Below are 13,626 nucleotides of genomic sequence, written 5' to 3'. Positions count from 1 at the left end.
GGTTCTACCGGTCCTGCGGGGCGTCCGGCCCCCCGGCGGCATCCGGGTCCGCGCCGTTTTCCGGATCACCGTCCACGTCGCCATGCCGCGCACGGTCTTCGGCCAGCGCCTGGCTGATCAGCGCGGACATGCGCGCGCCCCGCTCCGGCGTGTCATCGTAGATGAAACGCAGTTGCGGGATGCTGCGCATGCGGATGCGGCTGCCCAGCGCGCGCCGCAGGAAACCGGCCGCGCTGTTGAGGCCCTGCTGCGCCTCGCGACCGCCTTCCTCGCCCCCCAGACGGGTGAAGTACACCCGCGCGTGGGCGAGGTCCTTCGACACTTCCACCCCCGAGATGGTCACCATCCCCACCCGGGGATCCTTGACCTCGAGGCGCACCAGCTCGGCCAGCTCGCGCTGGATCTGTTCGCCGACCCGGTCACTGCGCTGGAAGTCGCGGGGTCCCGGCATTACAGCGACCGCTGGACCTCGACGCGCTGGTAGACCTCGATCTGGTCCCCGGGCTTCACGTCGTTGTAGTTCTTCACCGCGATGCCGCATTCGGTACCGGCCTTGACCTCGTTCACGTCATCCTTGAAGCGCCGCAGACTCTCCAGCTCGCCCTCGTAGACGACCACGTTGTCGCGCAGCACGCGGATCGGGTTGCCCCGCTTGACCGCGCCCTCGACCACCAGGCAGCCGGCGACCTGGCCAAAGCCCGAGGCCTTGAACACGTCGCGGACCTCGGCCAGCCCGACGATCTCCTCGCGGGTCTCCGGCGCCAGCAGCCCGGACAGCGCCTGCTTCACGTCGTCGATCGCCTCGTAGATCACCGAGTAGTAACGCACGTCGATGTCGTTTTCCTGCGCCAAGCGCTTGGCGCCGGCATCGGCACGCACGTTGAACGCGATCACGATCGCCTCGGACGCCGTCGCGAGGTTGATGTCGGACTCCGAGATGCCGCCCACGCCGGTCGCGATCACCTTGACCCGGACCTCGTCGTTGGACAGCTTCACCAGCGACTCGCGCAGGGCCTCGGCGGAACCCTGCACATCCGCCTTGATGAGGATATTGACGGTCCCGACTTCGCCTTCCTGCATCTGGTTGAAGACGTTCTCGAGCTTGGCGGCCTGCTGCGCCGCCAGCTTGCGCTCCCGCTGCTTGGCATCGCGGTACTCGGCGGCCTCGCGGGCGGTCTTCTCGTCCGCCACCACCAGCATCTCGTCGCCGGCCTCGGGCACCCCCGACAGGCCGAGGATCTCCACCGGCATCGACGGCCCGACTTCCTTCACCGCCGTGCCGGTATCGTCGAACATCGCCCGCACGCGGCCGTATTCCTTGCCGGTCAGCACGATGTCGCCGTGCTTCAGACTGCCGGACTGAACCAGCACGGTCGCCACCGGGCCGCGGCCCTTGTCCAGGCGCGACTCGATCACCACGCCGCGCGCCGGACCCTCGTCCGGGGCCATCAGCTCCATCACCTCGGCCTGCAGGCCCAGTGCCTCCAGCAGTTCGTCGATGCCTTCGCCGGAATGCGCCGACACCCGGATGAACTGGGTGTCGCCGCCCCATTCCTCGGGGATCACCTCGTGCTGCGCCAGATCGTTGATCACGCGGTCCGGATCGGCCTCGGGCTTGTCGATCTTGTTGACCGCGACCACCATCGGCACACCGGCGGCCTTCGCATGGTTGATCGCCTCCAGCGTCTGCGGCATCACGCCGTCATCCGCCGCCACCACCAGGATCACGATGTCCGTGGACTGCGCACCCCGGGCCCGCATCGCGGTGAACGCCGCATGCCCCGGGGTATCCAGGAAGGTCACCCCGTCATGCCGGTTCTCCACATGGTAGGCACCGATGTGCTGGGTGATCCCGCCCGCCTCGCCGGAGGCGACGCGCGTCTTGCGGATATGGTCCAGCAGCGAGGTCTTGCCGTGGTCGACGTGGCCCATCACGGTCACCACCGGCGGACGCGCCTTGGGCTCGCCGGTCTGCTCCTGGGCGACCTCGATCTGGTCCTCGATCGTCTCTTCCTTCGCCGGCACCGCGGTGTGGCCCATCTCTTCGACCACCAGCATCGCGGTTTCCTGGTCGATGGACTGGTTGATGGTGGCCATCACGCCCATGCCCATCAGGGTCTTGATCAGCTGCGGCGCCTTGATCGCCATGGCCTGAGCCAGATCGGCCACGGTAATGGTCTCCGGCACCTCGACCTCGCGCACCACCGGCGCGGTCGGCTTGGCGAAGCCGTGCTTGCCAGCCACGGCCTGGGCCGCCTGCGACTGACCGCCACCCTTGCCCTTGTCACCCTTCTTGCGCCGCCCACGACGATCGCCAGCGACATGCAGTTCCTTGCGGTCGTCCTTGCGCCCGCCCTTGCGGCCCTTGCCGGATTTCGCGGGTTCGGCCGCCGGGGCCTGGCGCTGCTGCGCGGCCTCGCGTTCCAGGCGCGCCTGCTCTTCCTTCTCGCGCTTCGCCTCCTGCTTTTCCTGTTCTTCCTGCTTGCGCTTCTGGCGTTCCTCGCGCTCGACCTCTTCCTGCTTGCGCGCCTCGACAGCCTTGCGCTGGGCCTCACGTTCCGCTTCCAGCTGCATCGCCAGCTGCTGGGTGCGGCTGAGCGGTTTCTTCGGCGCGGCCGCATCACTGGCCTTGGGCGATTCCTCGACAGGCTCGACGGACTCGGCTGGTTCGCCGGCCTCCTCCACGACCGGCTCCTCCGCTTCGGCGACCGGTTCCTCGGCGGCATGGTCCGCCGCGGTGTCCTCTTCTGCTGCACCGACCTCCGGCGCCTCCGGCTCCGCTTCCGCGGTCACGGGCTCTTCCGCCACTTCCGGCGCCTCGGGCTCGGGCGTCGTCGGCGCCTCAGGCTCCGGGGCCTCTTCCACGCGCGGTGCGGTTTCCGGATCGTCCGCCGGTGCGGCCGGTTCCGGGGCCGGGCGGTCCTCCGGTGCCGGCTGGGTGTCGGCCGGCTTGCGCTTCAGGGTGCGCTTCTTGCGCACCTCCACGTTGACCGTCTTGGTCTTGCCCTGTCCCGAGCTGACCTTCAGCGTCTGCGGCTGCGAACGGCGACGCAGGGTCACGCGTTCACTCGATCCGCTCCCGGAACTCTGACGCAGATGGTCCAGCAGCTGGCGCTTCTCGGCATCGGTGATGGGCGCCTCGGGCCCGGCCACCTCGACACCCGCCTCCTTGAGCTGCTCGAGGAGACGATCGACGGGCTTGCCCACCGATTCGGCGAATTGCTGCACTGTCATTTGCGCCATGGCGCTACCTCCATTCCTGATTCTGTTCCGGCGTGCCGCTGTCCGATCATCGCCGCTGCGTCGCGATCATTCCCCGGTTTCAAACCAGGGGGCGCGCGCCGTCATGATCAGCTCGGACGCCTCCTGCTCGGAGATGCCCAGCATTTCCACCACATCGTCGGCCGCCTGCTCGGCCAGATCCTCCATGGTGCATACGCCGCTGGCCGCAAGCCGGTTGGCCAGCGCCAGGGTCATGCCATCCATGTTCAGCAGATCCTCGGCCGGTTCGCCGCCCCCGCCGTCCTGCGCCGCGATGGCCCGGGTCAGCAGCGCATCGCTGGCGCGGTTGCGCAGCTCGGCCACCATATCCTCGTCGAATTCCTCGATCGACAGCAGCTCGGCCTCTTCCACGTAGGCCACTTCGTCCAGCGTGCTGAAGCCTTCCTGCACCAGGATCCCGGCGACCTCCTCGTCGACGTCCAGCGACTCCATGAAGAAGGTCACCAGCTGCCGCGCCTCGGCCTCGCTCTTCTCCTCGGCCTGTTCCTCGGTCATCACGTTGAGTTCCCAGCCGGTCAGCTGCGAGGCCAGGCGGATGTTCTGCCCGCCGCGGCCGATCGCCAGCGACAGCTTGTCCTCGGCCACCGCGATGTCCATCGACTGCTTTTCCTCGTCGACCACGATCGACAGCACCTCGGCCGGCGACATCGCGTTGATCACGAACTGCGCGGGATTTTCGTCCCAGACGATGATGTCGATGCGCTCACCGGCCAGCTCGTTGGAGACCGACTGCACGCGCGACCCGCGCATGCCGACGCAGGCGCCGACCGGATCCAGGCGCGGGTCGTTCGAGCGCACCGCGATCTTCGCGCGCATACCCGGATCGCGCGCCGCGCCGAGGATGTCGATCACGCCCTGCCCGACCTCCGGGACCTCCAGCTTGAACAGCTCGATCAGGAACTCCGGCGCGGTGCGGCTGAGGATCAGCTGCGGTCCGCGCGCGTCCGGCCGGATCTCCTTGAGATAGCCGCGCAGGCGATCGTTGGTACGCACGGTCTCGCGCGGGATCATGTGTTCGCGCGGGATCAGGGCCTCCGCATTGTTGCCCAGGTCCACGTACGTGCCGTTCCGGTCGGTGCGCTTCACGATCCCCATCACCAGGGTCCCGACGCGGTCCTCGTACTCCTCGACCACCTTCTGACGCTCGGCGTCGCGCACCTTCTGCACGATCACCTGCTTGGCGGTCTGCGCCGCGATGCGCCCGAAATCGACCGCCTCGACGGGCTCCTCGATCACCTCGCCGATCTGGATCTCCGGGTATTGCTGCTGCGCGTAGGACAGCAGCATCTGATAGTCCGGCGATTCGAACTCGGGATCCTCGTCGTCCACCACCGTCCAGCGGCGATAGGCCTCGTAGTCGCCGCTTTCACGGTCGATGCTGACGCGCACGTCCATGCGGCCGCCATGATACTTGCGCGTCGCCATCGCCAGGGCCGATTCCAGGGCCTCGAAAATGACGCCCTTGTCGACGCCCTTTTCATTGGATACGGCGTCGACGACCAGCAGGATCTCCTTGTTCATGTCATGCCTCTTCGCAGCCTCGACAGTCGTCTGTCGACATCAGGTTGTTCATCATTGCGCCCCCGGGCCGTCGTCCAGCACGCGCGCGTTGTGGATGGCCGACAGCGGCAGCTCGTAGGCCATGCCGTCGACCGCCACCTCGATCATGGTGTCATCCGCCGACAGCAAACGCCCACGGAAATTCCGTCGCCCGTGCTCGGGCCAGGTCAGGCGCACCTTGACCCCGTGCCCGACGTAGGCGCGGAACTGTTCCGGCGTAAATAGGGGGCGCTCGATCCCGGGACTGGAGACCTCCAGGGTGTAATCCGCCCGGATCGGTTCTTCCACGTCGAGCACGGCACTGACCTGCTCGCTGACCCGGGCACAGTCATCGACCGTGACCCCGGCATCCGCATCGATGTAGATCCGCAGCATCTGCGGCTTCGAGCCCGGGTGATGCTCGATGCCCCACAGGCGGAAGCCCTGGCCCTCGACCACGGGTTCCAGGAGTAATCTGAGTTGTTCCACCTGCTCGGACAAAGGGTCGTCCACCTCGATTCCACAGCGCCGGTACGAAGTCCGGAAACAAAAAAAGGGCGTTAAACGCCCCTTTACACCTTCCGTAATGGATACAGGCTGCAGCTCGAAGCCTGCTGGCGCGCGGGAGCGCGGCCCTAACAAAAAGGCCCCGCGAAGGGGCCCTTTTGGAAACTGGTAGCGGGGGCAGGATTTGAACCTGCGACCTTCGGGTTATGAGCCCGACGAGCTGCCAGACTGCTCCACCCCGCATCCGAGAATCGAGACTATACCAACGCTTCTTCACCCATGCAAGCCCCGATCTTGCGGGACTCAGCGCGCCCGCCGCGCACGCTGGCGCAGATGCGGACGCAGGTCGTGGCGCCAGATGAAACCCGGGATCGCGAACACCGCGAACATCGACAGCGTGATCACGTAGAACTCCCAGCCCTGCGCATGCACGCTTCCGGTGGCCTGGTATTCCAGCCCCTTGCCGATCAGCCCGACCAGCAGGAACAGGGCCAGCCATTCGAATATCCGGGTCCACGCCCCCTTGGTCCCGCTGGACGGCAGAAACATCAGTCCGATGCGATCGGTCAGCCAAGGCAGATTGGCGGCCACAAAGGCAAACGCCACGAACCCCCAGACCAGGGCCTCAAACGGGATCAGTTGATTCAACGGTTCCTCCGGGCTCGATCAGCCGATGATGGCGTAGTGGGTAACGGACAGCAGAAGCCCCGGGAAAATTCCCAGCAACAGCACCGCGAGCCCGTTCACACTGAGCGCGGTGGCCAGGGCCCCGGAAGGCTGGACCGGTTCGCTGGCGTCCTCCTTCGGTTCGTCGAAGAACATGATCTTCACCACGCGCAGGTAGTAGAACGCACCGATGATGGAGAAGATCACCGCGACCACACCCAGCCAGACCAGGCCGGCCCCCAGGGCCGCCTGGATCACCGCCAGCTTCGCGTAGAAGCCCACGGTCGGCGGCACCCCGGCCATCGAGAACAGCAGCAGCAGCATGATGAACGCGAACCACGGATTGCGTCGGGCCAGGCCGGCGAAATCGTCAATGCGGTCCGCCTCGTAGCCCTGACGCGACAGGAATACGATCATGCCGAAACCACCCGCCGCAGTCAGGGCGTAGACGATTACGTAGAACATCGCCGAGGCGTACCCGGATTCGGTACCCGCCAGGATCCCCATGAACAGGAAGCCGATATGCGCGATGGTCGAATACGCGAACATCCGCTTGATGCTGGTCTGCGCGATCGCGATCACGTTACCCACCGCCAGCGACAGGACGGTCAGGATGATCAGCATCCCCTGCCAGTCGGCATGCATCGGTCCCATGCCCTCCACCAGCAGGCGCATCAGGAACGCGAATGCCGCGATCTTGGGCGCGGTGGCGATGAACAGCGTCACCGCCGTCGGCGCCCCGTCATAGACGTCCGGCACCCACATGTGGAACGGCACGGCCCCCAGCTTGAACGCGATCGCGACCACCAGGAACACCAGCCCGAACACCAGCGGGACGTTCATGGTGTCGTCCGCCGCGGTCAGTTCGGAGGCGATCACCGCGATGTCCAGCGACCCGGTCATGCCGTAGATCATCGACATGCCGTACAGCAGCAGACCGGAAGCCAGCGCCCCCAGGACGAAGTATTTCATCGCCGCCTCGGTGGCGCGGGTGTTGTCGCGCCAGAAGGCCACCAGCGCATAGGACGACAGCGACAGCAGCTCCAGGCCCAGGTAAAGCGTCAGCAGGTTGTGCCCGGAGATCATGATCATCATCCCCAGGACCGCGAACAGGCCGAGGATGTAGAACTCGCCCTTGTGGATCCCGCGCGCCATCAGATACGGACGCGAATACAGGAACACGAAGAAGCTCGTCACATATACCGCGACCTTCAGTACATCGCTCATCGGATCCTTGATGAAGCTGTCGCTGAAGGTCAGCTCGACCTCCGGCCCGGCCAGCCACAGGGTCAGCACCGCGGCGCCCACCAGGGTCGCCTGCACCAGGCCGTAGGTGATGTCGCGGCGCGAATCCGGCAGGAACGCATCCAGTATCAGGATGAAGCACGCCATCCCGAGCACGAACATCTCGGGAACGGCGGGCAGAAAGGCAGGAATCTCGAAATTCATGTCAGGCGTCCGTTCAGAGCTTCGAGTGCGCGATATGCGCCACGAGGTTGTCGATGGTCGCGTTCATCACTTCCAGCAGCGGTGCCGGCCACACGCCCAGCAGCAGCGTGAAGAACGCCAGCAGCCCCATCAGGAAGAATTCGCGCCGGTTCATGTCGGACAGGCCGGCCACCTTCTCGCTGGCCACCGCACCGAAGATCACGCGCTTGACCAGCCACAGGGTGTAGCCCGCGGCCAGGATCAGCGTGGTCGCGGCCAGGAAGGCGATCCAGAAATCGGCCTTGAAGGCGGCCAGGATGACCATGAACTCGCCGACGAAGCCGGAGGTCCCCGGCAGGCCGGTATTGGCCATCGCGAACAGCACGAAGAAGGCGGCGAACCACGGCATGGTGTTGACCACGCCGCCGTAATCCGCGATCTGGCGGCTGTGCAGGCGGTCGTAGAGCACGCCCACCGCGAGGAACATCGCCGCGGAGATGAAGCCGTGCGAGATCATCTGCACCATGCCGCCGGCGATCCCCAGCGACGCGCCCTGCCAGTCACCGGTATTGGAGTAGATGTAGAACGCGAGGAAGAAGCCCAGGGTCACGAAGCCCATGTGCGCGATCGACGAATACGCGATCAGCTTCTTCATGTCGCTCTGGATCAGGGCCACCACGCCGATGTACACCACCGCGATCAGCGACAGCACGATCATCAGGGTGTCCAGCACCGCCGAGGCGTCCGGTGTGATGGGCAGCGAGAAGCGCAGGAAGCCATAGCCCCCGATCTTCAGCATGATCGCCGCCAGGATCACCGAGCCGCCGGTGGGCGCCTCCACGTGCGCATCCGGCAGCCAGGTATGCACCGGGAACATCGGGATCTTCACCGCGAAGGCGGCGAAGAAGGCCAGGAAGATCAGGATCTGCGCGGTCATGCCCAGCGGCAGATCATGGAAGTCCTGGATCAGGAAGCTGCCCGACTGGGTGTACATGTAGATCAGCGCGACCAGCATGAACACCGAGCCGAGGAACGTGTACAAGAAGAACTTGATGGTCGCGTAGACGCGCCGGGGCCCGCCCCAGATCCCGATCACCAGGAACATCGGGATCAGCATCGCCTCGAAGAACACGTAGAACAGCACCGCGTCCATCGCCGCGAACATGCCGATCATCAGGCCTTCCATGATCAGCATCGCGGACAGGTAGTACGCGATCCGGTCCTTGACCGACTCCCACGCCGCGATCACCACGACCACGGTGATCAGCGTGGTCAGCAGGATCAGCGGCATGGAGATGCCGTCCACCCCGAGGTGGTAGTTCACGTTGAACGCCGGGATCCAGGAAGCAACCTCCTGGAACTGCATGTCGGCGGTCCCCCGCTCGAACAGGAACCACAGCGGCAGGCTTGCCACGAAGGTGGCCACGGCCACGCTGAGGCCCAGGCGCCGGGCCACCACCGGCGCATCGCGCCCGGCGGCAAGCGTCAGGAAGCCGCCGAGGATCGGCAGCCAGATCAACAGACTCAGAATGGGCCAGTCAGCAAACATGGTCGTTCCTTGAAACAGCGGAGGTCTTCGCGGCGAACATCGTCGAAACCTCTCAGATCACGAAGGCGAACATCAGGACCAGCAGGCCGATGATCATCACGAACGCGTAGTGATAGAGGAAACCGGTCTGCACGTGGCGCACGCGGGTCGACAGCCAGCCCACCGAGCGGGCGGTGCCGTTGACCAGCCAGCCGTCGATGATCATCGCGTCGCCATAGCGCCACAGCCACCGACCGAGCCGCCGCGTGCCACCGGCGAAGAACCAGTCGTTGAAGCGGTCAAAGCCGTACTTGTCCTCGAGGATGCGCACACCCGGCCGCAGCCGATCGGCGATCACCGCCGGCAGATCCGGACGCTTGATGTACAGGTACCAGGCCGTGGCCAGGCCCGCCATCGCGAACCAGAAGGCCGGCAGCATCAGGCCCTGCAGCACGAAGCCGAACACGCCGGTGTAGCTCTCGCCCTTCAGCGCGAGGACGTCCTGCGCCTCCTTCACGTGGATCGCATCGGCGAAGAAGTCCCCGAACAGCATCGGCCCGATGAAGTAGCCGGCCACCACCGACGGGATCGCCAGCAGGATCAGCGGCAGGGTGACCACCCACGGGGTTTCGTGCGGATGCGGCGTGCCATGGTGATGGTGGTCCTCGCCGTCCCCGTGGTCGGGCATGTAGTGATGCGCCTGGTCGTAGCGTTCCTCCCCGTGGAACACGAGGAAGAACATGCGGAAGGTGTACAGCGCGGTCACGAACACGCCCAGCAGCACCATCCAGTAGGCGAAGGTGGCCCCCGGGATCTCCGAGTAGCCCACCGCCTCGATGATCGCGTCCTTGGAGAAGAAGCCGGAGAAGAACGGGAATCCGATCAGCGCCAACGACCCGATCAGCGCGGTCACGTAGGTGATGGGCATGTGCCGGCGCAGCCCGCCCATGGCACGCATGTCCTGCAGGTGGTGCATCGCGATGATCACCGAGCCCGCGGCCAGGAACAGCAGCGCCTTGAAGAACGCGTGGGTCATCAGATGGAACACGCCGGCGGCGTAGGCGGAGGCCCCCAGGGCCACGGTCATGTACCCGAGCTGCGACAGCGTGGAATACGCGACCACGCGCTTGATGTCGTTCTGCACCAGACCGATCAGACCCATGAAGAAGGCCGTGATCGCGCCGATGATCAGGATGAACGACAGCGCCGGCACCGAGAACTCGTACAGCGGCGACATGCGCGCCACCATGAAGATGCCCGCGGTGACCATGGTCGCGGCGTGGATCAGCGCCGAGATCGGGGTCGGGCCTTCCATGGAGTCCGGCAGCCACACGTGCAGCGGCACCTGCGCGGACTTGCCCATCGCGCCGATGAACAGGAAGATCAGTGCCAGATCCAGCAGGCCGAAGGTCCAGCCCGGCCAGATGGTGATGGTCGCCTCGCTCATCGCCTGGCCTTCGGCGAAGACCTCGGTGTAGTTGAGGCTGCCGGTGTAGAACACCAGCGCGGCGATCCCGATCAGGAAGCCGAAGTCGCCGACGCGGTTGACGATGAACGCCTTCATGTTGGCGTAGATCGCGGTCGGGCGCTTGTACCAGAACCCGATCAGCAGATACGACACCAGCCCCACGGCCTCCCAGCCGAAGAACAGCTGCATGAAGTTGTTCGCCATCACCAGCATCAGCATGGAGAAGGTGAACAGCGAGATGTACGCGAAGAAGCGCTGGTAACCCGGGTCATCCTGCATGTAGCCGATGGTGTAGATGTGCACCATCAGCGACACGAAGGTCACCACCAGCATCATCATCGCGGTGAGGTTGTCGACCAGGAAGCCGACCTCGAAACGGATGCCGTCGGAGACCATCCAGGTGTAGACGGACTCGTTGTAGACGCCCGCCCCGCCGAACACGTGCTGGTAGAACACCACCAGCGACAGCAGGAACGAGATGGCCACCCCGGCGATGGTCACGCTGTGCGCGCCGACCCGGCCGATCTGACGACCGAACAGGCCGGCAATGATCGCGCCCGCCAGCGGCGCCAGGACAATGAGGAGATAGATCGTATCCATGGCCCGTTATCCTTTCATTGCGTCCAGGTCCTGGACGTTGATGGTTCCGCGGTTACGGAACAGCAACACCAGGATGGCCAGCCCGATCGCGGCTTCCGCCGCAGCGACCGTCAGGATGAAGAACACGAAGACCTGCCCGGCCAGATCCTGCAGGAAGAACGAGAAGGCAATGAAGTTGATGTTCACCGCCAGCAGCATCAGCTCGATGCACATCAGCAGCACGATCACGTTCTTTCGGTTCAGGAAGATCCCGGCCACGCTGATCGAGAACAGCAGCGCAGCCAGCACCAGGTAGTGCTCTAGCGTAATCATTGTCTGGCCCTGAATTCCTTTGGGGGGCGGTGAAGTCCGCCCCGCGGTGATTAGGCACCGGCGCGCGCCGGCGTCATTCCTGGGTCGGGTCGTCGTCGCGTTCCGCCCCGCGGCCGCCACGCGCCTTGTCTTCGGACTTCATTGACACCATGCGCACCCGGCCTTCACGCGAAACCTCGATCTGGCGGGCCGGATCGATGCGCTTGTTGTCGGGCCGCCGCCGCATGGTCAGCGAGATCGCAGCAATGATCGCCACCAGCAGGATCACCGCCGCGATCTCGAACGGATAGACGTACTCGGTGTAGAGAATCGCGCCCAGCGCCTCGGTGTTGGCGTATTCGGGACCGGCACGCTCCGGGGCATCCATGGTGATGTAGCGAGTGATGACCAGCACCAGCACCGTAGCCATCGCCGCCGCGACCACCAGCCCCACCGGCAGGTATTCGGTGAAGCCCTCGCGCAGCTTCGCGATGTTGATGTCGAGCATCATCACCACGAACAGGAACAGCACCATGACGGCGCCGACATACACCAGCACCAGCACCAGACCGAGGAACTCCGCCTCCGCCATCAGCCACAGTGCGGCAGCGGATACGAAGCAGACCACCAGGAACAGGGCCGCATGGACCGGGTTGCGTACGCTGATCATTGCCAGCGCGGCACCCAGCAGGATGGCGCCGAATACATAGAACAGAAAGAGCTCGAAGGTCATCGTTGCGTCCCTGGATTACCGGTAGGGGGCGTCGATCGCGCGTGCTTCGGCGATCTCCTTCTCGAAGCGGTCGCCGATCGCCAGGAGCTTGTCCTTGGTCATGATCTGCTCGCCCCGGTTCTCGAAGTGGTATTCGAAGATGTGCGTCTCGACGATGGAATCCACCGGACAGGCCTCTTCACAGAAACCGCAGAAGATGCACTTGAACAGGTCGATGTCATAGCGCGAGGTGCGCCGCGTGCCGTCCTCGCGTTCCTCCGAGTGGATGGTAATCGCCAGCGCCGGGCACACCGCCTCGCACAGCTTGCAGGCGATGCAGCGTTCCTCCCCGTTGGGGTAACGGCGCAGCGCGTGCAGCCCGCGGAAACGCGGTGACATCGGGGTCTTCTCGTCCGGGTACTGTACGGTGAACTTGCGCCGGAACAGATAACGCCCGGTCAGCCGCATGCCCAGCAGCAGCTCGAAGAACAGGAAGCTCTTGAAGAAATGACGCACGGATTTCATGGCGAACTCCTTACGCAAACCACGGGCCGACGTCGAACGCGACAAACACGCCCAGCACGAACAGCCACACGATGGTCACCGGGATCAGCACCTTCCAGCCCAGGCGCATGATCTGGTCATAGCGATAGCGCGGGAAGGTGGCACGGAACCACAGGAAGATGAACAGGAACAGCGCGGTCTTGATCAGGAACCAGTGCAGGCCGTCGCCCAGCAGGGTGCCGATCACCGGCCAGTCGAACATCGCCGCCGGCAGGATGCCCTGGAACGGCGACAGCCAGCCGCCGAGGAACAGCACCGCGGTCAGCGCCGAGATCAGGATCATGTTCGCGTATTCGGCGAGGAAGAACACCGCGAAGGCCATCCCGGAGTATTCCACGTGGAAGCCGGCCACGATCTCGGACTCGCCCTCGGCCACGTCGAACGGGGCGCGGTTGGTCTCGGCCACGCCGGAGATGAAATACACGAAGAACAGCGGCAACAGCGGAAGCAGGAACCAGTGATAGATGGATCCCTCCTGCGCCTTGACGATCTCGCCGACGTTCATCGAGCCCGCGGCCATCAGCACGCCCACCAGCGCAAAGCCCATCGCGATCTCGTAGGAGACCAGCTGCGCGGCCGACCGCAGCGACCCCATCAGCGCGTACTTCGAGTTGGAGGCCCAGCCGGCGATGATGATCCCGTAGGCGCCCAGCGAGGTCAGGGCCAGCAGGTACAGCAGACCCGCGTTGACGTCGGCCAGCGCACCGTCCTCGAAGAACGGAATCACCGCCCACGCCGCCAGCGCCGGGGCAATGGTCAGCACCGGCGCACTGAGAAACAGGAACCGGTTCGCATTCGACGGGACGATCACCTCCTTCATCAGGAGCTTGACCGCGTCGGCGATCGGTTGCAGCCAGCCGCGCGGCCCGACCCGGTTGGGGCCCACCCGCACCTGGATGTAGCCGATGATCTTGCGCTCGGCGAAGGTCAGGTAGGCCACGCCCAGCATCAACGGGATGACGATCAGCTGGATGGCGATCAGGATCTGCATCACCGTCGGCAGGGAGTGGAACAGATTGAGAATCCAGTCGAACATGGTTC

12 protein-coding genes and 1 tRNA gene are annotated in these 13,626 nt (G+C 65.1%); all 13 read right to left on the bottom strand.

Features of this window, described 5'->3' with window-relative positions; genetic code table 11:
* Window positions 1–4: 4 nt before the first annotated feature.
* Window positions 5–451: a 30S ribosome-binding factor RbfA gene (gene rbfA, locus D571_RS0100830; RefSeq protein WP_018934778.1), complete on the bottom strand. Its 447-nt coding sequence runs from the start codon at window positions 449–451 to the stop codon at window positions 5–7.
* Window positions 451–3,243, bottom strand: a complete 2,793-nt coding sequence (gene infB, locus D571_RS0100825; protein WP_026287464.1) for a translation initiation factor IF-2 — start codon at window positions 3,241–3,243, stop codon at window positions 451–453. The genes rbfA and infB overlap by 1 nt, the downstream gene beginning before the upstream one ends.
* A gap of 66 nt (window positions 3,244–3,309) precedes the next feature.
* Window positions 3,310–4,803 carry a transcription termination factor NusA gene (gene nusA / locus D571_RS0100820; protein ID WP_018934776.1) on the bottom strand — a complete coding sequence of 498 codons (1,494 nt, stop codon included), beginning with the start codon at window positions 4,801–4,803 and terminating at the stop codon, window positions 3,310–3,312.
* A 51-nt stretch (window positions 4,804–4,854) separates the two neighbouring features.
* Window positions 4,855–5,322, bottom strand: coding sequence for a ribosome maturation factor RimP (rimP, locus tag D571_RS0100815; protein ID WP_026287463.1), 468 nt, complete (start codon window positions 5,320–5,322; stop codon window positions 4,855–4,857).
* Between the two features lie 172 nt (window positions 5,323–5,494).
* A tRNA-Met gene (locus D571_RS0100810) sits at window positions 5,495–5,571 on the bottom strand.
* A 60-nt stretch (window positions 5,572–5,631) separates the two neighbouring features.
* On the bottom strand, window positions 5,632–5,976 hold the full coding sequence (locus D571_RS0100805; protein ID WP_018934774.1) for a DUF2818 family protein: 345 nt from the start codon (window positions 5,974–5,976) through the stop codon (window positions 5,632–5,634).
* A gap of 18 nt (window positions 5,977–5,994) precedes the next feature.
* Window positions 5,995–7,443 carry an NADH-quinone oxidoreductase subunit NuoN gene (nuoN, locus tag D571_RS0100800; protein ID WP_018934773.1) on the bottom strand — a complete coding sequence of 483 codons (1,449 nt, stop codon included), beginning with the start codon at window positions 7,441–7,443 and terminating at the stop codon, window positions 5,995–5,997.
* Between the two features lie 13 nt (window positions 7,444–7,456).
* Window positions 7,457–8,971 (bottom strand): NADH-quinone oxidoreductase subunit M, encoded by a 1,515-nt coding sequence (locus D571_RS0100795; RefSeq protein WP_018934772.1) that lies wholly within the window; start codon window positions 8,969–8,971, stop codon window positions 7,457–7,459.
* A gap of 52 nt (window positions 8,972–9,023) precedes the next feature.
* A complete protein-coding gene (gene nuoL, locus D571_RS0100790; protein ID WP_018934771.1) occupies window positions 9,024–11,018 on the bottom strand; it encodes an NADH-quinone oxidoreductase subunit L in 1,995 nt (664 codons plus the stop codon).
* Window positions 11,019–11,024: 6 nt separating this feature from the next.
* On the bottom strand, window positions 11,025–11,330 hold the full coding sequence (nuoK, locus tag D571_RS0100785) for an NADH-quinone oxidoreductase subunit NuoK (protein WP_012982131.1): 306 nt from the start codon (window positions 11,328–11,330) through the stop codon (window positions 11,025–11,027).
* A gap of 73 nt (window positions 11,331–11,403) precedes the next feature.
* Entirely contained in the window at window positions 11,404–12,042 is a 639-nt protein-coding gene (locus D571_RS0100780; RefSeq protein ID WP_018934770.1) for an NADH-quinone oxidoreductase subunit J, read from the bottom strand.
* 15 nt (window positions 12,043–12,057) lie between these two features.
* Entirely contained in the window at window positions 12,058–12,546 is a 489-nt protein-coding gene (nuoI, locus tag D571_RS0100775; RefSeq protein WP_018869955.1) for an NADH-quinone oxidoreductase subunit NuoI, read from the bottom strand.
* A gap of 10 nt (window positions 12,547–12,556) precedes the next feature.
* Window positions 12,557–13,621, bottom strand: coding sequence for an NADH-quinone oxidoreductase subunit NuoH (nuoH, locus tag D571_RS0100770; protein WP_018934769.1), 1,065 nt, complete (start codon window positions 13,619–13,621; stop codon window positions 12,557–12,559).
* Between the last annotated feature and the right edge of the window lie 5 nt (window positions 13,622–13,626).

It is taken from the genome of Thioalkalivibrio sp. ALJ24 (genome assembly GCF_000377785.1).
Lineage (GTDB): Bacteria > Pseudomonadota > Gammaproteobacteria > Ectothiorhodospirales > Ectothiorhodospiraceae > Thioalkalivibrio.
This window is presented reverse-complemented; position numbering and strand designations above follow the sequence as displayed.

Excerpts from the sequence above, each read along its gene's own strand:
- nuoH (WP_018934769.1), bottom strand. The coding sequence starts at position 13,621 with ATGTTCGACTGGATTCTCAATCTGTTCCACTCCCTGCCGACGGTGATG.
- nuoN (WP_018934773.1), bottom strand. The coding sequence starts at position 7,443 with ATGAATTTCGAGATTCCTGCCTTTCTGCCCGCCGTTCCCGAGATGTTC.
- D571_RS0100780 (WP_018934770.1), bottom strand. The coding sequence starts at position 12,042 with ATGACCTTCGAGCTCTTTCTGTTCTATGTATTCGGCGCCATCCTGCTG.
- D571_RS0100795 (WP_018934772.1), bottom strand. The coding sequence starts at position 8,971 with ATGTTTGCTGACTGGCCCATTCTGAGTCTGTTGATCTGGCTGCCGATC.
- nuoL (WP_018934771.1), bottom strand. The coding sequence starts at position 11,018 with ATGGATACGATCTATCTCCTCATTGTCCTGGCGCCGCTGGCGGGCGCG.
- rbfA (WP_018934778.1), bottom strand. The coding sequence starts at position 451 with ATGCCGGGACCCCGCGACTTCCAGCGCAGTGACCGGGTCGGCGAACAG.
- nuoK (WP_012982131.1), bottom strand. The coding sequence starts at position 11,330 with ATGATTACGCTAGAGCACTACCTGGTGCTGGCTGCGCTGCTGTTCTCG.
- nusA (WP_018934776.1), bottom strand. The coding sequence starts at position 4,803 with ATGAACAAGGAGATCCTGCTGGTCGTCGACGCCGTATCCAATGAAAAG.
- infB (WP_026287464.1), bottom strand. The coding sequence starts at position 3,243 with ATGGCGCAAATGACAGTGCAGCAATTCGCCGAATCGGTGGGCAAGCCC.
- nuoI (WP_018869955.1), bottom strand. The coding sequence starts at position 12,546 with ATGAAATCCGTGCGTCATTTCTTCAAGAGCTTCCTGTTCTTCGAGCTG.